The sequence below is a fragment of the Pseudomonas sp. AU11447 genome, from assembly GCF_001672555.2.
GTDB lineage: Bacteria > Pseudomonadota > Gammaproteobacteria > Pseudomonadales > Pseudomonadaceae > Pseudomonas > Pseudomonas nitroreducens.
On sequence record NZ_LZDG02000029.1, the window covers coordinates 1 to 17662 of the forward strand.

At 64.6% G+C, this 17662-nt stretch carries 19 protein-coding genes; 13 read left to right on the forward strand and 6 right to left on the reverse strand.

Annotation, left to right across the window (positions count from 1 at the left end; translation table 11 throughout):
• From A6723_RS08230 to A6723_RS08240, 3 genes are all read right to left on the reverse strand, one after another.
• Positions 1 to 1453: ESPR-type extended signal peptide-containing protein (locus tag A6723_RS08230; protein WP_256546894.1), on the reverse strand; the 1453-nt coding region annotated here is incomplete at its 3' end.
• 520 nt (positions 1454 to 1973) lie between these two features.
• A complete protein-coding gene (locus A6723_RS08235) occupies positions 1974 to 2861 on the reverse strand; it encodes a hypothetical protein (RefSeq protein WP_054907109.1) in 888 nt (295 codons plus the stop codon).
• Between the two features lie 375 nt (positions 2862 to 3236).
• Entirely contained in the window at positions 3237 to 4253 is a 1017-nt protein-coding gene (locus tag A6723_RS08240) for an RNA methyltransferase (RefSeq protein WP_054907110.1), read from the reverse strand.
• A 206-nt stretch (positions 4254 to 4459) separates the two neighbouring features.
• Here A6723_RS08240 and A6723_RS08245 point away from each other — a divergent pair, with 206 nt between their 5' ends.
• The 3 genes from A6723_RS08245 to A6723_RS08255 all read left to right on the forward strand — a co-directional run bounded on the left by A6723_RS08245 (position 4460) and on the right by A6723_RS08255 (position 7544).
• Positions 4460 to 4900: a hypothetical protein gene (locus tag A6723_RS08245; protein WP_024763830.1), complete on the forward strand. Its 441-nt coding sequence runs from the start codon at positions 4460 to 4462 to the stop codon at positions 4898 to 4900.
• A gap of 96 nt (positions 4901 to 4996) precedes the next feature.
• Positions 4997 to 6139 carry a class C beta-lactamase gene (gene ampC / locus A6723_RS08250; RefSeq protein WP_054907111.1) on the forward strand — a complete coding sequence of 381 codons (1143 nt, stop codon included), beginning with the start codon at positions 4997 to 4999 and terminating at the stop codon, positions 6137 to 6139.
• Between the two features lie 319 nt (positions 6140 to 6458).
• Positions 6459 to 7544, forward strand: a complete 1086-nt coding sequence (locus A6723_RS08255) for an MBL fold metallo-hydrolase (protein WP_054907112.1) — start codon at positions 6459 to 6461, stop codon at positions 7542 to 7544.
• A gap of 157 nt (positions 7545 to 7701) precedes the next feature.
• On the opposite strand, the gene A6723_RS08260 is transcribed toward A6723_RS08255, so the two are convergent.
• A complete protein-coding gene (locus tag A6723_RS08260; RefSeq protein WP_054907113.1) occupies positions 7702 to 8406 on the reverse strand; it encodes an MgtC/SapB family protein in 705 nt (234 codons plus the stop codon).
• 422 nt (positions 8407 to 8828) lie between these two features.
• Here A6723_RS08260 and A6723_RS08265 point away from each other — a divergent pair, with 422 nt between their 5' ends.
• Positions 8829 to 9650, forward strand: coding sequence for an alpha/beta fold hydrolase (locus A6723_RS08265; protein WP_054907114.1), 822 nt, complete (start codon positions 8829 to 8831; stop codon positions 9648 to 9650).
• A 172-nt stretch (positions 9651 to 9822) separates the two neighbouring features.
• Positions 9823 to 10449: a cell wall hydrolase gene (locus A6723_RS08270; protein WP_054907115.1), complete on the forward strand. Its 627-nt coding sequence runs from the start codon at positions 9823 to 9825 to the stop codon at positions 10447 to 10449.
• On the opposite strand, the gene A6723_RS08275 is transcribed toward A6723_RS08270, so the two are convergent.
• Positions 10446 to 10967: an Rrf2 family transcriptional regulator gene (locus tag A6723_RS08275; protein WP_054907116.1), complete on the reverse strand. Its 522-nt coding sequence runs from the start codon at positions 10965 to 10967 to the stop codon at positions 10446 to 10448. The two genes, A6723_RS08270 and A6723_RS08275, sit on opposite strands and share 4 nt — an antisense overlap.
• 323 nt (positions 10968 to 11290) lie before the next feature.
• On the opposite strand from A6723_RS08275, the gene A6723_RS08280 reads away from it, so the two are divergent.
• The 4 genes from A6723_RS08280 (at position 11291) to A6723_RS08295 (ending at position 14818) form a co-directional block, all read left to right on the forward strand.
• Positions 11291 to 12493, forward strand: coding sequence for an NAD(P)/FAD-dependent oxidoreductase (locus tag A6723_RS08280; RefSeq protein WP_054907117.1), 1203 nt, complete (start codon positions 11291 to 11293; stop codon positions 12491 to 12493).
• Positions 12494 to 12677: 184 nt separating this feature from the next.
• Entirely contained in the window at positions 12678 to 13700 is a 1023-nt protein-coding gene (locus A6723_RS08285; RefSeq protein WP_054907118.1) for a DNA topoisomerase IB, read from the forward strand.
• 108 nt (positions 13701 to 13808) lie between these two features.
• Positions 13809 to 14507, forward strand: a complete 699-nt coding sequence (locus A6723_RS08290; RefSeq protein ID WP_054907119.1) for an AzlC family ABC transporter permease — start codon at positions 13809 to 13811, stop codon at positions 14505 to 14507.
• A complete protein-coding gene (locus tag A6723_RS08295) occupies positions 14504 to 14818 on the forward strand; it encodes an AzlD domain-containing protein (protein WP_054907120.1) in 315 nt (104 codons plus the stop codon). The genes A6723_RS08290 and A6723_RS08295 overlap by 4 nt, the downstream gene beginning before the upstream one ends.
• 13 nt (positions 14819 to 14831) lie before the next feature.
• On the opposite strand, the gene A6723_RS08300 is transcribed toward A6723_RS08295, so the two are convergent.
• Positions 14832 to 15476, reverse strand: a complete 645-nt coding sequence (locus A6723_RS08300) for a TetR/AcrR family transcriptional regulator (RefSeq protein ID WP_064979609.1) — start codon at positions 15474 to 15476, stop codon at positions 14832 to 14834.
• 116 nt (positions 15477 to 15592) lie between these two features.
• Here A6723_RS08300 and A6723_RS08305 point away from each other — a divergent pair, with 116 nt between their 5' ends.
• The 4 genes from A6723_RS08305 (at position 15593) to A6723_RS08320 (ending at position 17529) form a co-directional block, all read left to right on the forward strand.
• Positions 15593 to 15928: a hypothetical protein gene (locus A6723_RS08305; protein WP_037008997.1), complete on the forward strand. Its 336-nt coding sequence runs from the start codon at positions 15593 to 15595 to the stop codon at positions 15926 to 15928.
• A 73-nt stretch (positions 15929 to 16001) separates the two neighbouring features.
• A complete protein-coding gene (locus tag A6723_RS08310) occupies positions 16002 to 16667 on the forward strand; it encodes a M24 family metallopeptidase (protein WP_054907122.1) in 666 nt (221 codons plus the stop codon).
• Between the two features lie 15 nt (positions 16668 to 16682).
• Entirely contained in the window at positions 16683 to 17024 is a 342-nt protein-coding gene (locus tag A6723_RS08315; protein WP_054907123.1) for a gamma-glutamylcyclotransferase family protein, read from the forward strand.
• A gap of 76 nt (positions 17025 to 17100) precedes the next feature.
• On the forward strand, positions 17101 to 17529 hold the full coding sequence (locus tag A6723_RS08320) for a molybdopterin-binding protein (RefSeq protein ID WP_054907124.1): 429 nt from the start codon (positions 17101 to 17103) through the stop codon (positions 17527 to 17529).
• The last annotated feature ends 133 nt before the right edge of the window (positions 17530 to 17662 follow it).

Below are 17662 nucleotides of genomic sequence, written 5' to 3' on the forward strand. Positions count from 1 at the left end.
CCATGCCGATGGCGCCGCTGCTGAGGTTGGTGGTGATGCTGGTGATGTCGCCTTCCACACTGCCCATGCGGCCGTCGAGGCTGGTGATATCGCCTTCCGCCGTGGTCATGCGTCCGCCCAGGCTGGTGATCGACGTCGCGTTGCTTGAGATATCCGCGGTATTTTGCGTAACGCGAGTATCCAACCCGGCGATCGATTGGCCGTTGGCGGCGATATCCGTGGTGTTCTGGGTCACGCGGCCATCCAGGTTGCCGAGAGCGCCATCCACCTTGTCAAAGCCCGCTCCCACATTGGTTGCGGCACCACTGGTTCCGCCAAGGGTATTGGCCTTGGCCAGCAGATAGCTCGGCGCGGTGATCGCAGCATTGGTGCCCACGGTAGTGCCCAGCGCCGATGCGGCCGTTGCGGCCAGGTTCGCGACCTTGGCGTCTTCCGACTGCAATTGGCTGACGTTGACTGCGTCGGTTGCCTGCGAGCCGGCTGCCAGGTTGGTCAAGCGGCGCTCCTGGGTGGATGCGCCGATGGACACCTCGCCGTTGGTGGCGGAAGCCACACCCGACAAGGCGGCGGTCCCCGGGTTGTAACCGGCAGCTGCAAGGTTCGCAGTGGTGCTGGAGTTGGCACCCAAGGCAACCGAGTTGCCCGCCGTGGCGACGGCGGAGGTACCCAGTGCCAGGCTGCTGGCGGCTGTTGCGCTGGCGGAAGTACCCAGCGCCAGGCTGTCCACGCCCGAGGCATTGGTGCCATAACCCAGCGCAATCGCATGGTCGGCTATCGCGGTGGCCAGGGTTCCGATGGCAATGGATCCATTGCCCTGGGACGAAGAGTAGATGCCCATGGCAATGCCACCGGAATCCTGAGCCATTGCGCCAAAGCCCATTGCGGTGGAGCCGAAACCATAGGCGCGGACGGCACAGCCGATCGCCGTGGAGTTGTAACCATATGCCAGGGTCGATCCGTTATTGACCGCCGTACCGCCGGCGTTGTTGCCAATGTTGCCGGTGCCGCCGATGAACTGGCTCGAACCCCAGTTGACGTATCCCGTGCCTTTGTTCGCCTGGGAGCCATAATCGACTGTGGTTGAGTACTGCGGAGCCAGGCTGCTGAACAGGCTGCTCATGTTGCCCAGTGCTCCGGGCCCGGTCGTGTAGGTCGCAGTGAGATCCTGGCAGTCGCCGTCAGGCGTCATCGCCAGGCCCTGGTAGTTGGCTTGCGCCCCCCAGCCACCACTCGAGCCAGCAGCCCGAGAACCGTTGTTGCCGTTGACCGAGGCCCCCGTATCGGAGAACGACGCCCCCGCAAACGCCTCGGGCAGGAAGCCAAATGCACTCATCAGGGCAGCCGCGATCAGGCCACCAATACGCCCAGCCTTGGTCCGACTTTTAGCCGTCTCGGCAGCCGCGACATAGGTCCCCGTTTTTTCACACCAGATACTGCGATATACGCGGTTCATCAGAATTTCCCTTATGCCATACGTAGGAATCGTCTCGTTTAAAGATCGAAAAGAGACGGGATGAACACATGTTATGGAGAGGCAAATTCCGAGGAACTCAGATAATCCCATTACTTGGGTAGGATGATTCCTAAGGCTATTCCTGCATAAAACAGAGAACCGGCAGCGACACATCCAGAATATGAGTCTGGATGGTTTTCTTGAGCGTCACTCACGCAGTAGGAGATATCTCACCCTGATGATTTCTCCCATGGATGGGAGGGCAAACTTTCCCGGCGCCGCTTCATTACAGGGATTGGAGACAGACCCGCCGCACCAACAATCCGCTATGGCGAAAGTACGCCTGTATCACCAGTGGAAGGCGGCAGCCTGAATCGAGACCGTCCCGCCGCCGCGAGGGCCTGGACCGGGCCGGGAAACTAGAACGCCAGGGCTGCCCCACACAGTGAGGCAACCCTGGCGACAAGGACCACTACCCGCGCGACTGGCCCACGGCACGGGGCAGAACGACAGGTCTGAATCAGGGCAAGGTCATCGACAGGTAGTAGTTCTTGCCGAGTATCACCCCCCGGCCAAGCCAGGGCTGGCCGAAGCGGGTCAGCATCACTCCATCCCTTTTCGAGACCTGATAGCTCAGCCCGGTATCAGAGCTGAAAGAGAACTGCTCTGCCGTCAGGCGATTCAGGCGGTACCGGGTACTTGCGGGTGGAATCTGCTGCTTCAGATCGTCCAGGTAACGTGGCGCCAGCTCCGCGAACATCTTGGCCGCACGGTTACGATAATCACTCTCGATCAACCCCGGCGTGGCAGCCAGGCGCCCGGCGATGAGGGCAAAGATGTCCGCATTGGCCCGGCTTTGCGCAAGCCGCAGGTCCATCAGCCTGCTCAGCGCGACGTTATCGAGCCTGGCGTTTGAATCTGCTTTCGCTGCGCCGGTGCTCGCCTCCTCGCTTGCGGTTTTCCCGGCGCCACCAGCACTGAGTGCGGCCGGTGACGTTGCCGCGCCAGGCCGCATGAACTCCTCAGGGTTGACCGGCGTCAGCGCGGAAACCGCGTGGTAGGCAGCACAGGCCGCGGCCTGTGCTGCCGTATCGCCGTTCACCAGCAGAGCCATCGCGTCATTCCCCTGGTGCGGCAGCGAAGTCGGGTCGATCCCCAGTTTCTTCAACTGGGCACTGTTCTGCTCCGCGGTAACGCCACCGTTGGCCAAGGAGCACAATTGATGAGCCAGGACGGGAGCGCTTCGGCCATTGAAGGTGGGATACAGGGAGCGCACGGCTTCCTGAATGACCGGCAGTGCGGGAACGCTGACAGGATGGGCGGCCAGTGCAGAGCTGGCCCCCCCTTGCGGGCCGCAGCCTGCCAGAGTGAGCAATAGCGCCGAGAAAACGAGGGATTTTGAGTTCATAGCAGCACCAGTTAGAAAGAGTGGTTCTCCGATACTGAAAGTCCTCAGAGAATGACCTGGTGATATTAGGAATTTGCCCACTTATTTATTGTCGTAAAATCCCACAACTCATGTAGGAAATATCCTATTAATGGTCCTCCGATCGAAATACTTCCTACATACAAGCCGAAGCGGATTTATTGATTAACGATCAAACTCACGAGCACCTGATCTCGTGACGTCATCCCACAAACTCTCGCCCAGCAACTGTCAGTTCAACCGTGAAATTCCGAGTACCCGGCTCAAGGTAATGAATGTCACTCGCACGCATGTGCAGCCCCTTGAATAAACCATCTCGAACTACGAGGTTTTTCCGCCCGGGGTTGGGCGGCCACACTATCGGCGGGCGATGATCAGGGCCCGCGCGCGCAATTGGCCACATCCGCCGTCGACGTCCTGCCCGGCGCTGTTGCGCACCTTGGTCAGCACCCCACGGCTGTGCAGATAACGGACCATCTCGACGATGCGGTCGCTGTCCGGGCGCTGGTACTGGTCGCCTTCCAGGGCGTTGAACGGGATCAGGTTGAGCACGCCGAACTTGCCCTTGAGCAGGCGCAGGATGCCGTCGAGTTCTTCCTGGCTGTCGTTGATGCCCTTGAGCAGCGTCCACTGGTACTGGATCGGATAGTCCGTGGCGCGGGCGTAGGCCTCGCCCTGCTCCACCAGTTCCTCGGGGGTAATCTTTGGCGCACGCGGCAGCAGGTGCTCGCGCAACGCCGCATCGCTGGTGTGCAGCGAGAGCGCCAGCGCCGGCTTGATCCGTTGCTGCGGGAGGCGCTCGAACACGCGCGGGTCGCCGACGGTGGAGAACACCAGGTTCTTGTGGCCAATACCGCCATCGGTGCCGAGGCGGTCGATGGCCTCCAGCACATTGTCGAGGTTGTGCGCCGGCTCGCCCATGCCCATGAACACCACCCTTTTCACTGGCCGCACACGCCGCGCGAGCACCAGTTGGGCAACGATCTCGCTGGTGGATAGCTGGCGCAGCAGGCCGCTCTTGCCGGTCATGCAGAAGCGGCAGCCCACGGCACAACCGACCTGGGTCGACACGCACACGCCGCCGCGCGGCAGCAGCACGCTTTCCACCATCTGCCCATCGGCCAGGCGTACCAGCAGGCGCTCGGAGTTGTCGCCGCCGGGGTGGCGCGACTGGATGGTCGCCAATGCATCCAGCTCGGCGGCAATCTGCGCCACGCCGTTGCGCACGCTCAGCGGCAGGAAATCCTCGGTCGCCTGTCGCTTGGTGCCGGCATCCAGCGCTTTGCCCTGCAGCCAGGCACGCAGCATCCGGGCGCGATGCAGAGGCAGCGCGCCAAGGTTGGCAAGGCGTTGGTCGAGGTCGGAGATTCGCATGGGGCGCGCATCCTACCACCCGGCGCCGACGCGGCGTAGCGCTGCCGGTCGACGACCCTGAAATGTCCGTCGTAGACGCCTCGCTGCGTCAACCGCGCGCACGCTGCTTTGAGATTCGTCTGATTCAGCAAGCATTCACCGCGCCCCTACAGTGCCGCCGCCCCCAATCCAATGCAAAAAGGGGCATTTGCATACAAGGAGTAAGCATGAAGAAGTTCCTGAGCGCCGCCGCACTTGTCTCGGTCGCTGCCCTCGCCACCGGCTGCACCAGCTACAACGTCAGCCAACCGATCGCCCCGATCGCCGGCGCCGTCAAGACCGACCTGAAGGCAGACGTTGCCGTCGGTGGCCCGATCAGTGGCCAGTCCCAGGTCAACATCCTGTTCGGCTTCATCAAGTTCGGCGGTGACAGCCAGTACGCCGATGGCGTCACCTACGGCGCCGAGAGCGGTTCGGGCATGAGCCTGGCTGCCTTCGACCCGGTTTCCTCGGTCAAGGCCGCTGCCGCTTACAAGGCGGTGAAGAGCTCCGGTTCCGATCTGATCGTCGCACCGCGCTACGAAGTGAACGTGCAGGATTACTTCATCTTCAAGAAGGTGGACGTCAAGGTCACCGGCAACAAAGGCAGCATCAACAACATTCGTTGATGGACGCCGGGCGGGGCATCGTGCCCCGCCTACCGCTGGAGCGACGGAGCAGGTGGTGCTAGGTTCAGTCCTTCTACACCGTAACAGGACGTCTTCATGCGCCGGACCGCTCCCCTCGCGTTCAGCCTCATCGCACTCGCATTCTCCAACCTCGCCCAAGCCACCCCGCCGGACTTCGATGCGAAGGTGAACAAGCTCGCCCAGCAGGTCATGCGCGAACAGAACATCGCCGGCCTGGCGATTGGCGTCACCAACCATGGCGAGCAGCATTTCTACAATTTCGGCGTGGCGTCGAAGCAGAGCAAACAGCCGGTGAGCAGCGATACGCTGTTCGAGATCGGCTCGGTGAGCAAGACGTTCACCGCCACCCTTGCCGGTTTCGCCGAGGCCAGCGGCAAGCTCAAGCTGCAGGACAGCCCGACGCATTATCTGAAGGAACTGCGCGGCAGCGCCCTGGACAAGGTGACGCTGATCCAGCTCGCCACCCACGTCACCGGCGGTTTCCCGCTGCAACTGCCCGATGAGGTAAAGACTCCCCAACAGCTCACCGACTACTACAGGACCTGGCAGCCGCAGTACCCCGCCAACACCCAGCGGACTTACGCCAACCCCAGTATCGGCCTGCTCGGCATCGCCACCGCGCGCGCCCTCGATGTGCCGTTCAAGACCGCGATGCAGCGCAACGTCTTCGCCCCGCTGGGACTGAGCAATACCCATATCGATGTGCCCGTGACGCGCCAGGGTGTCTATGCCCAGGGCTACGACAAGAACGACCAGCCCGTGCGGGTTAACCCCGACCAGATCGCCGATGAGGCCTACGGGGTGAAATCCAGCAGTCGTGACCTGCTGCGTTTCGTCCAGGTGCAACTGGGCGAGGTCAAGCTCGGTACCAAGTTGCAGGCGGCGGTGGATGCCACCCGCACCGGCTATTACCAGGTCGGCCCGATGACCCAGGACCTCGTCTGGGAGCAGTATGCCTACCCCCCCAAGCTCGCCGAACTACAGCAATACAGCGGCAGCCAGATGATGCTAGATAGCCAGCCGGTGAAGACTCTGCGCAAGCCGATGCCACCGCAGCAGGACGTCTGGGTGAACAAGACCGGCGCCACCGGCGGCTTCGGTGCCTACGTCGCGTTCGTCCCGTCGAAGCAGCGCGGCATCGTCATCCTCGCCAACCGCAACTACCCCAACGAGGCGCGGGTGAAGCTGGCCTGGGACATTCTCTCGAAGCTGGATTGACGCGCTTGCTGTGGGAACGAACCTTGGCCGCGATGCCTCCCGGCAGCTCCGGCGCCAAGCGGTTCGCGAGCAAGCTCGCTCCTACAGGCCGCCCCCAACGCTTGCGTTCGCGTGGAAGCGGGCTCCGTCCGCGATGTTTCCCCGGTGGCTCCGGCGCCAAGCGGTTCGCGAGCAAGCTCGCTCCTACAGCGCCTCGCCCGTGGCGCGCGGCCTGTATCGATGCCGGTGATGTTCTGAATCAAAATGCCGATAATGATCCCTGGCGGCGGAGCCTGTAGCGTGGTGTCCTGACAGATTCCGCCACCAGAGGATCAGTGCCTTGCCCCGCCTCCCACTGCAACGCGCGCCCATCGGCGACTACGACCACTCTGCGCAATCGCGCGGAGGCCGCTTCCACAACCTCACCCCGCGCCCGGCCGACATGCCCGAGCCAAGCGCGAGGGTGCTCTGGGATTTGTTGTTCAACAAACCGAAGAACACCGTGCCGCGTGCGCCGGTACCCGTGCGCGCGCTGACTACGGATGAGCTGGACGCCGCGCCTGACCGCAGCCTGTATCGCCTCGGCCACTCCACCCTGCTGCTCAAGTTGCGCGGCGGCTGGTGGCTGACCGACCCGGTGTTCTCCGAACGCGCGTCGCCCTTCAGCTTCGCCGGGCCCAAGCGCTTCCACGCGCCACCGATTGCCCTGCGGGACCTGCCGCCGATCCGCGGCGTGATCCTCTCCCACGACCACTACGATCACCTCGACCGCGCGACCATCGCCGTGCTGGCCGAACGCGCGGAGGTCTTCCTCACCCCGCTGGGCGTGGGCGACCGCCTGCTCGACTGGGGCGTACCGGCAGAGAAGATCCGCCAACTGGACTGGTGGCAGAGCACCACGGTGGACGGCCTGTGCCTGACCGCCACCCCTGCGCAGCACTTCTCCGGCCGCGGAGTACGCGACGGCAACCGCACCCTGTGGTGCTCCTGGGTGATCGAGGACGACAGCCTGCGCATCTTCTTCAGCGGCGACACCGGCTACTTCGACGGCTTCGCCGAAATCGGCCGGCGCTTCGGCCACTTCGACCTGACGCTGATGGAAACCGGTGCCTACAACGAGCACTGGCCTTACGTGCACATGCACCCGCAACAGACTGTGCAGGCCCACCAGGACCTCAACGGCCGCTGGCTGCTGCCGATCCACAACGGCACTTTCGACCTGGCCATGCACGCCTGGTACGAACCCTTCGAGCGCGTACTGGAGATCGCCGGCGAACGCGGCCTGGCCGTCACAACGCCGATGATGGGCGAGCGCATCGATATCGAAGCGCCACATAACGCTGAACGCTGGTGGCGCGGCGTGGTAGCCGAGGAAGCCCGCAAACCGGTGCCGCGCTGTGGCTGTCGCGCCGCCCGCGAGAGTTGAGTCCGCAATGGCCTGATGCCAATCGCGGACCGAGTCCGCTCCTACGCAGGGGATAGAACCTGCATTTGTAGGAGCGAGCTTGCTCGCGAACTGGCTGAAGTCCGCTGCCAAGGCTGTTCGCGAGCAAGCTCGCTCCTACCCAAAAGCTGGCTCAGCTTCAATCGCTGGCCAGCTCGAACAGCTGCCAGCGCACCGAGCTGACGCCCTTCTCCAGGCTGATGCGGCTGACCATGCGTTCCAGCTGTCCGGCGGCGCCATGGCCGCCGAGCAACTCGGCGCGCACTTCCAGTTTCGCCGGGTTGGGCTGATCCTCGCTGTGCAGCGATTGCAGGCGCAGTTCGCTGCTGTCCAGGCTGTGCAGCATCAGACTGCGCACCTGGATCTCGTCTTCGGCGCGGCAGATGATCGCGACGCCGTAGCGCTGCTCCGCTTCACTGGCCGGCACCACGTCCTGGTGATTCAGGCGCAGGGCGATGTCGCGCAGCAGGATGTTGGCGCAGAGCACCACCACGCTGCCCAGCGCGGCTTCGAGCAACAGCCCCATGCTGCACAGCACACCGATGGCGGCGGTGCACCAGAGCGTGGCAGCAGTGTTGAGGCCGCGCACATTCAGGCCATCGCGCATGATCACGCCGCCGCCGAGGAAGCCGATGCCGGACACCACATAAGCAGCGATGCGCGGAGCGTCGGCCGAGAGCCCCGGCATGGCCTGGGTCATCAGCACGAAGAGACAGGCACCGATGCTGACCAGCGCATTGGTACGCAGGCCGGTCAGGCGCTGACGCAGCTGGCGTTCAGCGCCGATCAGGGCGCCCAGGATGAGTGCCGCGGCAACCCGCAGCAGGAAGATTTTCCAATCCATGTTCCACCTCGTTTGCGGCGCTCGGCCGCTCCATGCGCCGGGCGATGCCGGCGCGCATTCGGGTGGTGGATTGCGAGGGAGCGAAGGGCCGGTTGGCCCCGCAGGGGAATGGTGAGACGTCATCCCGCGGCAGGATGCGTATCGCCACTGTCCGCAACGCAGCGAGACAGTGGCAGGGTTCTGCCGGACGGCTCGCTGTTCAGACCTGTCGCAATCGACCAGGGCAAGTGTCCAAGGCAGGACTCCTCTATTTATTCAAAAAAAGCGACCGGGCCCGGTGTGAGCACTGCCCGGGACAGCCCCGGCCGCGAGTCGTCATCATCCCCGAGCAGCCTTAAGGTTTCCTTAGTACCTGGGCCCATGGTTGGCATCGAACGGGCCAGGGCCCTACCATGCGCCCCTGCCACGATCAGGAACACGTCATGCCATCCGCCATCGTCACCCGCGAGCACTGGATCAGCAGCGAGAAAGGCCAACTGTTCGCCCAGGCCTGGACACCCGCCGAGATCACCGGCGAGCCGATCCTGCTGCTGCATGACTCGCTGGGCTGCGTCACCTTGTGGCGCGATTTCCCGGAAAGCCTCGCCGGCGCCACCGGCCGCCCGGTCATCGCCTATGACCGCCTCGGTTTCGGTCGCTCAGAGCGCTACCCCGGTGCCCTGCCCCTGGACTTCATCGACGAGGAAGCACGCACCGTCTTCCCTCTGCTGCAGCAGCACTTCGGTTTCGAGCGCTGCGTGGTGTTCGGCCATAGTGTTGGCGGCGCCATGGCCGTGACGTGCGTGGCACGGCATCCGCAAACCTGCGCGGCGTTGATCACCGAGTCGGCGCAGGCCTTCGTCGAGCACCGGACCCGCGACGGCATCCGCGCCGCGGAACTGGAATTCGCCCGCGAGGGGCAGTTGCAACGCCTGCAGAAGTACCATGGCGACAAGGCTTTCTGGGTGCTGCGCGCCTGGGTCGACACCTGGCTGTCGGACGATTTCAGCGACTGGAACCTGGACGCCGAACTGGCGCAGGTAAAGTGCCCGACCCTCAGCCTGCATGGCGAGCAGGACGAGTACGGCTCGGCCGCCCACCCGCAGCGTCTCACCTCGATACCGGGCGTACCGACGATGCTCAGGCTGCTGCCCGATTGCGGACATGTTCCGCACCGCGAACAGCAACCTGCCGTGCTGCAGGCGGTGGCCGAGTTTTTCCAGCGCCATGTGCCCCAGGCCCCGTCAGCCGCGGGGCGCAGGTAATACCGTCTGGCTGAAAAATTGAATCCGGGTTCGTGCAGGACGGTCACAACGACCAGGCGCGGTCGCTTCGCTTTCTTTTCCCAGGGAGCAGCCTCAAGGGCGCCGTCGCGCAGGTACCGGAAGGGCCCTGCGCAACGGCCGGACTGGTTTTGTCCCGCAGGTAGGTTCGATCATGTGCCGCCTTCATTTTCTTCCGCTGTTATTGCTCGCGCTCTGGGCACCCTCTTCCATCGCCGCTGAGCTGGGCACATCCACCGATGAGAAAGCCCAGGCCGCCGTGACCAAGGGCGAAGTCCTGGAACAACAGGTCGCCCACCCCGCTACCGCGGTAACCACCGCAACCCCCATCACCAAGGCCGAAGTGAAAGCCGTCGACCCCGCCGGCAAGGCGCCGCTGGACGACGCCGTCGTCTGCCTGTCGCGGACCATCTACTGGGAAGCCAAGGGGGGCGGCCGCGCCGACATGGAGGCGGTGGCCAATGTGGTGCTCAACCGCATGGGCCACGGTGGCTTCCCCGACACCGTGTGCGGCGTGGTCAAGCAGGGCCAGGAGCAGAAACACTGCCAGTTTTCCTGGTGGTGCGACGGCCGCTCCGACCAGGTGGAGGAAAAGAACCGCTACGACATCGCCAAGGAAATCGCCCGCAAGGCGCTAAACCAGCAACTGGGCGACCGTACGCGCGGCGCGATGTACTTCCACGACCGCCACGTCTCGCCGTCCTGGGCGAAGGAATACATCCGCACGGCCGAGACAGACGAGTTCGTCTTCTACAAGCCGCGCGGCGGCGATGCGCGTTAGCTGACGGCGCTGCTGCCGTCGCGCTGGGCGTCCATCCAGCGCACCAGGGCCTCGCCGAACTCCGGCGGGGCCTTGCGCCCGACGCGGCGTGCGAGATCGAGCACGGTGTGCTGGGCCAGCGCCTCTTCCATACGCTTCTGCGCGGTCAGCATGACGGCGTGGATCGAGCAGGTACCGCAGGTCGCCCATTCCGGCGGCGAACCTTCGAACACCGCGCAGCGGCCGCGGATGTCGCGGCACTCGAAAATCTGCTTGTCGCCATCAATGGCCCTGACGATGTCCAGCACGGTGATTTCGTCCGCCGGCCGCGCCAGGCGGAAACCACCGCGCACACCTTCAGTGGCCGCTACAAGCCCAGCCTTGGCCAGTTTGGTGAAGACCTTGGCCAGCAATTCCTGGGGCACACCCTGCAACTCCGCCAGCGCTCGCACGCTGGAGTCACGGCTGTCGCCCTTCTCATCCGTCAGGAAGAGCAGGCAGTGAATGCCGTACTCCACCCCTGCGCTGTATAAAGCCATCACAAACTCCGACTAAGTTAGTCGCATTATTCTCAAGCTAAAGCCTGCGCCCGGCAAGCACTTAAGCATGCAACCAGACGAATTGTAACCCGCAGAGCAGGGCTTGCAGCACTTCAAAGCGTTCAGCGAATAAACAGAAGCAGAGCTACCGCCTCCGCCCCAGGTGTGACGAATGGTCGGAGTTTGGGGTAAAAATCAGTTGCGCCGGATAACTACGACAAATATAGTCGTAGTTATCCGAGGCGAGCCGGGAAGCGAACCGCTCCGATATCAGGCACTCGGGAACCCTACAACCTGGATTCATCCTTTTCGTCGGAGAGACCATGAAACAACGCATTCTGATCGTCGGCACCGGTTTCGCGGGCATGTGGAGCGCCCTGAGCGCCACGCGTCTGCTCGACCTGCACCAGCGCGGCGACATCGAAGTCGCTGTACTCGCCCCCCAGGCCGAACTGCGCATCCGCCCGCGCTTCTACGAGCCGAACGTGCACCAGATGGCCGCGCCGCTGGGCGACCTGTTCGGCGCCGTGGGCGTGACCTTCATCCAGGGCAGCGCCGAGCAGATCGACGTCGACGGGCGCCAACTGGATTACCGCGATGCCAGCGGTGAGATCGCCACCCTGGGCTTCGACCGCCTGATCCTCGCCAGCGGCAGCAAGGTCGCCCGCCCCGCGCTGCCGGGCATCGAACACGCCTTCGACGTCGACGACATCGACCAGGCCGTGCGCCTTGAGACACATCTCCGCTCGCTGAACCAACTGCCGGAATCCGCAGCGCGCAACACCGTGGTCGTCGCCGGCGGCGGCTTCACCGGCATCGAGACAGCCGCTGAAATGCCCACGCGCCTGCGAGAAGTACTGGGCGCGGACGCCAAGGTACGGGTGATCGTGGTCGATCGCGGCGCCGAGATCGGCGGTGCGCTGGGCGTCACCTCGCAATCCGTGGTGGCCGAAGCCTCCGCCGAGCTGGGCGTGGAATGGCGCCTGAAGGCCTCGGTGGAATCCATCGACGAAAACGGCGTCACTCTCTCCAGCGGCGAGCGCATCGAGGCGAAGACCGTGATCTGGACCGCCGGCGTGCGCGCCAGTTCGCTGACCGAACAGGTCGCCGGCGAACGTGATCGCCAGGGCCGCCTGCACGTAGACCGCAACCTCCAGGTGATTGGCCAGGACGCCGTGTTCGCCACCGGCGACGTCGCCTACGCCGCCGTGGACAACGCCGGCAACTACGCGCTGATGACCTGCCAGCACGCCATCGCCCTGGGCCGCTCGGCCGGCAACAACGCTGCCGCCGACCTGCTGGGCGTAGCTCCCATCCCCTACAGCCAAGAGAAGTACGTCACCTGCCTGGACCTGGGCGCCTGGGGCGCATTGTTCACCGAAGGCTGGGACCGCCAGGTGCGCTTCCAGCGCGAAGAAGGCAAGAAGATCAAGACCGAGATCAACACCGTGTGGATCTACCCGCCGGCCGCTGATCGCGCCACCGCGCTGGCGGCAGCCGATCCGATGATCCCTGTCGTGGCCTGACGCGCTGAGCAGGAGCCCCGGTTGGCGCGAGCCTTCCGGGGCTTTTTCGCAGGCGCACTCAACCACGCACCTGGCCGCCGAAGATGGGCGTTCCTGGGCTTCGCCATGCCGCCGGCGGATGAAAAAAACCGCACTCCCGATGCCCTTCCGCGATCCATTACGGAAGAGCCTTCGAGGAGCCGCCATGAGCACACCGCCGGAGCTGCCGGACCTTCCCCCCGACCTGCACTACGTCGATGATCGCCTGCCGGGCATCAGCCGGCGTCGCCTGCGCGGGCGCTTCGCCTACTTCGACCCGGGCGGCGAACGCATCCGCGTGGAAGCAGAGATCGAGCGCATCAACCGCCTGGCGATTCCGCCGGCATATATCGATGTGTGGATCTGCATCGACCCTCTCGGCCACCTGCAGGCGACCGGGCGCGACATGCGCGGCCGCAAGCAGTACCGTTACCACCCGCGCTGGACCGAGGTTCGCGACAGCGCCAAGTACGAGCGCCTGCTGCGCTTCGGGGAAAGCCTGCCAGCGCTGCGCAGGCGCATCGAGCGGGACCTGGCGCTGCCCGGCCTGGGAGCGGAAAAGGTCATGGCGACCGTGGTCGAACTGCTCGATCGCACCCTGATCCGCATCGGCAACGAACGCTACCGCAAGGAGAACCGCTCCTTCGGCCTCACCACGCTGAACAACCGTCATGTCGAAGTCCGCGGCACACGCATCCGCTTCGCCTTTCGTGGCAAGAGCGGCATCCGCCACAGCGTGGACATCGAGCACCCACGCCTGGCGCGCATCCTCCGGCGCTGCCTGGAGCTGCCCGGGCAACAGCTGTTCCAGTACCTGGACGCAGAGCGCCAGCGGCACATGATCGACTCCCGCGACATCAACACCTACCTGCGCGAGCACGCCGGCGAGGAGTTCACCGCCAAGGACTACCGCACCTGGGCCGGTACCACCCTGGCCCTTGAGCACTGCCGCAGGACCCGCTGGGAAGACGAGAAGAGCGCCAACCGCCAACTCAAGGCGATCATCCAGCAAGTAGCGGACGAGCTTGGCAATACCCCGGCGATCTGCCGCAAATGCTACATACACCCACGGGTGATCGAAGCCTTCCTCGCCGGTGAACTCAACGGGCTGCGCAAATCGCGCAAGCGGCAGAACCTGAGCGCCGAGGAAGCCACCCTGCTGGCATTCCTGTCTCGCCCGCCGTCGTGACAGGTCCCCGGAAGAACCTTCACACGCTCACGACAGCAAGATTGTTCAAGCCAGGCGACGCGTTTCTCTGCCACCCTGAAGGCACTTATCTGCCTGCAAGAAACGTTCATGTCCCAAGATCAGCTTCCTTCACGTGCCTTCCTCAAGGGCGCCATCGACATCATGCCGCTGTCGCTCGCGGTGCTGCCCTGGGGCCTGCTTGCCGGCTCCCTGGCCATCGACGCCGGGCTTTCGCCACTGCATGGCCAGGGCCTGTCTGCCATCGTCTTCGCCGGCGCCGCGCAACTGGTGGCCATCGGCATGCTCAAGGGCGGCGCCGGGTTCATCTCGATCATGATCACCACCCTGCTGCTGACCTCGCAGCACCTGCTCTACGGAATGACCCTGCGCCCGGCGATCTCCGGCCTGCCGGGACGCTGGCGCGCGGGCCTGGGCTTCCTGCTCACCGATGAATTCTTCGCCCTGACCAGCGGCCACGACCGCGAGACCTTCAACCGCTGGTACGCCCTGGGCGTGGGGTTGACGTTCTATATCGCCTGGAACCTCTTCACCCTGGCCGGCGTGCTGGTGGGCAGCAGCATTCCGGGGCTGGAACACCTGGGGCTGGACTTCTCCATTGCCGCGACCTTCGTCGCGCTGATCGCGCCGGTGGTGAAGAACGTACCCACCGTGGTCTGCGTCGCCGTCTCGCTGTTCTGCTCGGTGCTCTTCAGCTACTGGCAGGTCGGCTCGGCGCTGGTGCTTTCCGGGCTGGCGGGGATGTTCGCCGGCTTCATCTGCCAGAAACTCTCGGGGGTGCGCGCATGATGGTCTGGGCAGTGATTTTCGGCATGGGCCTGATCGTGTTCTTCAACCGCTACGTGTTCCTCGAACCGCGCCTGCCGATCCGCCTGAGCAGCAACGTGCGGCAGTTCCTCGGCTTCGCCGTGCCGGGCATGCTCACCGCAATCTGCGGCCCCATCGTGTTCCTCCCCGAGCACCAGTTGAACCTGCGCGTGGACAATCCCTACCTGCTCGGCGCCATCGTCGCCGTGGCGCTGGTGCTGTGGACGCGCAACGTGCTGCTCAGCGTGATCCTCAGCATGGGCGCGTTCTACCTGCTGCGCTGGTGGCTGTGACCGACGCCGAGCTTCATCCCGCCTCGCCCCGCCCGTAGTACGCCAGCACCAACTGCACCAGTGCTTCCTCGATGCCCTCCCGCCGTTCCGGGGCCAGGGCGCCGGGGTCGTCCAGCAGGGCACGCAGCACACCGCCCACGGCATGGGCGAGGACGAATACCTCGGCCTCGTCGAGCTTGCGCAGTTGCTGGTCGTGGTCGATCAGGCCGTGGGTCACCAGGTGGGTCATGACGCTGCCGCGCAAGGCTGGCAGCGGGCTGCCGCCGACGCGCGTCATCAGGTAGTGCATCAGCGCCTTGTGCGCGCCGGTGCGCCCGCCATAGGCGCTGACGGCGGCGTGAATCACTGCGCGGATGCGCTCGCCGGGCGTCTCCGGCGGGCGGCCGGTGAGCGCGCCCATGATGCCGGCGGCCAACGCTGCCAGTTCGCGCCGGGCCAGCTCGTCGAGGATGCGGTCCTTGTTGGGGAAGTACTGGTACAACGAGCCGACGCTGACCCCGGCCAGTTCCGCCACGTGGTTGGTGGTGAAACCCTCCAGACCATGGCGCTCCAGGATGCGCCGCGACGCCTCCAATATGAGCTCGACCTTCTCCAGCGCCCGCGCCTGCCGCGGCAGACGACGGCTATCTGGCTGATTTTCCGCTGTTTTTCGGTTCACCTGGGGCCACCGGGAAAGCGAGTACAGCACGCGTTGCGTCCTACCTATCATGGCAGCCACATCGAGACCGGCAAGTCGAGCGGATGAACCGCAGCGGCCGGCGCAGGAGACCCGCCATGAGCCACAAGAGCCATACCGCCCCACTGGACGACGACATCTGCGTGCACATCTTCGCCGCGTCCGGCGCCATGGTCGGCGTGTGCCTGACAGTAGTGGGCATCCTGCGCATCATCGTCGGCCAGCACCGCGTGGACCTGATCGGCCAGGACATGCTCGCGCTGAACACGGTGATCTACCTGGCGACCACCCTCACCGCCTACTTCGGCCTGCGGACCCGCAAGCTGCAACGCAATCACCGTCTCGAACGCGTCGCCGACACCCTGTTCCTGGTGGGGCTGAGCATCACCACCCTGACCACCGCCTTCATCGCCTGCGCCATGTCCTGCTGCTGAAACTCCGATTGAATTCCGGCACCGCTATGTAGAAATATATACGCCGATTAGCCTGTCGTTCAGAGGAAAGGACATGAACACCGCCGTGTACGCCAAGGAAGCCGTCGGCGCGAATTACGCGCTGGAGTCGATGCAATACGCCCAGGCCCGCACCTGGGAAGCCGTGAACGCCATCGCCGCGCAGATGCGCCCCGGCATGACCGAACTGGAGGCCGTCGCCATCGGCAAGCAGGTGCTCGCCGACCTGGGCATGGAGCGCATCTGGCACCCGCTGTTGATCCGCTTCGGCGCCAACACCCTGAAGACCTTCAAGCAGCGCTCCGAGGGCAACCCGGTGCTGGGCGAGAACGACATCTTCTTCATCGACATGGGCGTGGTCTGGCGCGGCCATGAAGGCGATGCCGGCGCCACCTTCGTCACCGGCAACGATCCGGAGATGGCCGCCTGCGCGGCAGCGGCGAAAACCCTATTCGAGCGCGTCGAGGCGCGCTGGCGCGAGACCGGCTGCAGCGGCGTGGCGCTGTACGACTTCGCCCATGAACAGGCCGGGGAACTGGGCTGGCTACTCAACCTGGATATCAAGGGCCACCGCGTCAGCGATTTCCCGCACGCCATCTACCGCGCCGGCGATCTGGGCGATTACGCCGACCACCCGAGCGGTGGCCTGTGGATCCTGGAAATCCAACTCGCCCACCCGAGCAAGGCCTACGGCGCCTTCTACGAAGACCTGCTGGCCTGACGCGGAGCACAAGCCATGAGCGAAACCGTACTGCTGTTCTCCTACGGCACCCTGCAGGACAAGGCCGTGCAACTGGCCAGCTTCGGCCGCGAGCTGCACGGGCATGTCGACGCCCTGGTGGGGTTCCGCCAGGACTGGGTGGAAATCACCGACCCTGCCGTACTCGCCACCAGCGGCAAGACCCACCACCCCATCGTCCAGTACAGCGGAGCGGATGCCGACCAGGTACCCGGGACAGTGTTCGAGATCACCCCGCACGAGCTGCTGGCGGCAGATGCATACGAGGTATCGGACTACCAGCGGGTCAACGTGCAATTGCAGTCCGGCCTCCAGGCGTGGGTCTATATCAAGGCCTGAGCTGACGCTGTGGTGGAAACTGCATAGCGTTTCCTGACATTCTGGTCAGGTTTTTACGACCTACCGGAGAGCAACAATGAAAGTCAGTGCACGCAACGTCTTCCACGGCAAAGTACGCGAAGTACGCGCCGGCGCAGTGAACAGCGAAGTCGTCCTCGAACTGGCCGGCGGCGAAACCCTGGTGGCCGTGGTCACCGTGGAAAGCGTCAACAGCCTGAAGCTGGCCGCCGGCGCCGAAGCCGTCGCCCTGGTCAAGGCGCCCTGGGTCGTGCTGATGACCGAAGCCAGCGACTTCCGCCTGTCGGCGCGCAACTGCCTGCACGGCAAGGTCGTCAGCGTCACCGACGGCGCCGTCAACGCCGAGGTGGTGATCGAGCTGGCCGGCGGCACCCAGGTCTACTCGATCGTCACCCGCGACGCCGTGGAAGACCTGCGCCTGGTGCCGGGCGCCAGTGCCACCGCGGTCATCAAGGCGTCCCACGTCATTCTCGGCGTGCCGGCCTGACCGATCCTCGCGGAGCGCCACCCGACGCTCCCTGGCACTGGCCGGTCTCTTGACCGGCCCGTGCTTTCCCACCCCACCGTCCGCAACGAAACAGAAAGTCATCAAAAGCGGTTTGGCGCGTCGCCGACATAGC

Excerpts from the sequence above, each read along its gene's own strand:
- A6723_RS08265 (WP_054907114.1), top strand. The coding sequence starts at position 8,829 with ATGCCATCCGCCATCGTCACCCGCGAGCACTGGATCAGCAGCGAGAAA.
- ampC (WP_054907111.1), top strand. The coding sequence starts at position 4,997 with ATGCGCCGGACCGCTCCCCTCGCGTTCAGCCTCATCGCACTCGCATTC.
- A6723_RS08270 (WP_054907115.1), top strand. The coding sequence starts at position 9,823 with ATGTGCCGCCTTCATTTTCTTCCGCTGTTATTGCTCGCGCTCTGGGCA.
- A6723_RS08235 (WP_054907109.1), bottom strand. The coding sequence starts at position 2,861 with ATGAACTCAAAATCCCTCGTTTTCTCGGCGCTATTGCTCACTCTGGCA.
- A6723_RS08320 (WP_054907124.1), top strand. The coding sequence starts at position 17,101 with ATGAAAGTCAGTGCACGCAACGTCTTCCACGGCAAAGTACGCGAAGTA.
- A6723_RS08260 (WP_054907113.1), bottom strand. The coding sequence starts at position 8,406 with ATGGATTGGAAAATCTTCCTGCTGCGGGTTGCCGCGGCACTCATCCTG.
- A6723_RS08305 (WP_037008997.1), top strand. The coding sequence starts at position 15,593 with ATGAGCCACAAGAGCCATACCGCCCCACTGGACGACGACATCTGCGTG.
- A6723_RS08310 (WP_054907122.1), top strand. The coding sequence starts at position 16,002 with ATGAACACCGCCGTGTACGCCAAGGAAGCCGTCGGCGCGAATTACGCG.
- A6723_RS08290 (WP_054907119.1), top strand. The coding sequence starts at position 13,809 with ATGTCCCAAGATCAGCTTCCTTCACGTGCCTTCCTCAAGGGCGCCATC.
- A6723_RS08315 (WP_054907123.1), top strand. The coding sequence starts at position 16,683 with ATGAGCGAAACCGTACTGCTGTTCTCCTACGGCACCCTGCAGGACAAG.
- A6723_RS08280 (WP_054907117.1), top strand. The coding sequence starts at position 11,291 with ATGAAACAACGCATTCTGATCGTCGGCACCGGTTTCGCGGGCATGTGG.
- A6723_RS08245 (WP_024763830.1), top strand. The coding sequence starts at position 4,460 with ATGAAGAAGTTCCTGAGCGCCGCCGCACTTGTCTCGGTCGCTGCCCTC.
- A6723_RS08240 (WP_054907110.1), bottom strand. The coding sequence starts at position 4,253 with ATGCGAATCTCCGACCTCGACCAACGCCTTGCCAACCTTGGCGCGCTG.
- A6723_RS08285 (WP_054907118.1), top strand. The coding sequence starts at position 12,678 with ATGAGCACACCGCCGGAGCTGCCGGACCTTCCCCCCGACCTGCACTAC.
- A6723_RS08275 (WP_054907116.1), bottom strand. The coding sequence starts at position 10,967 with ATGGCTTTATACAGCGCAGGGGTGGAGTACGGCATTCACTGCCTGCTC.
- A6723_RS08295 (WP_054907120.1), top strand. The coding sequence starts at position 14,504 with ATGATGGTCTGGGCAGTGATTTTCGGCATGGGCCTGATCGTGTTCTTC.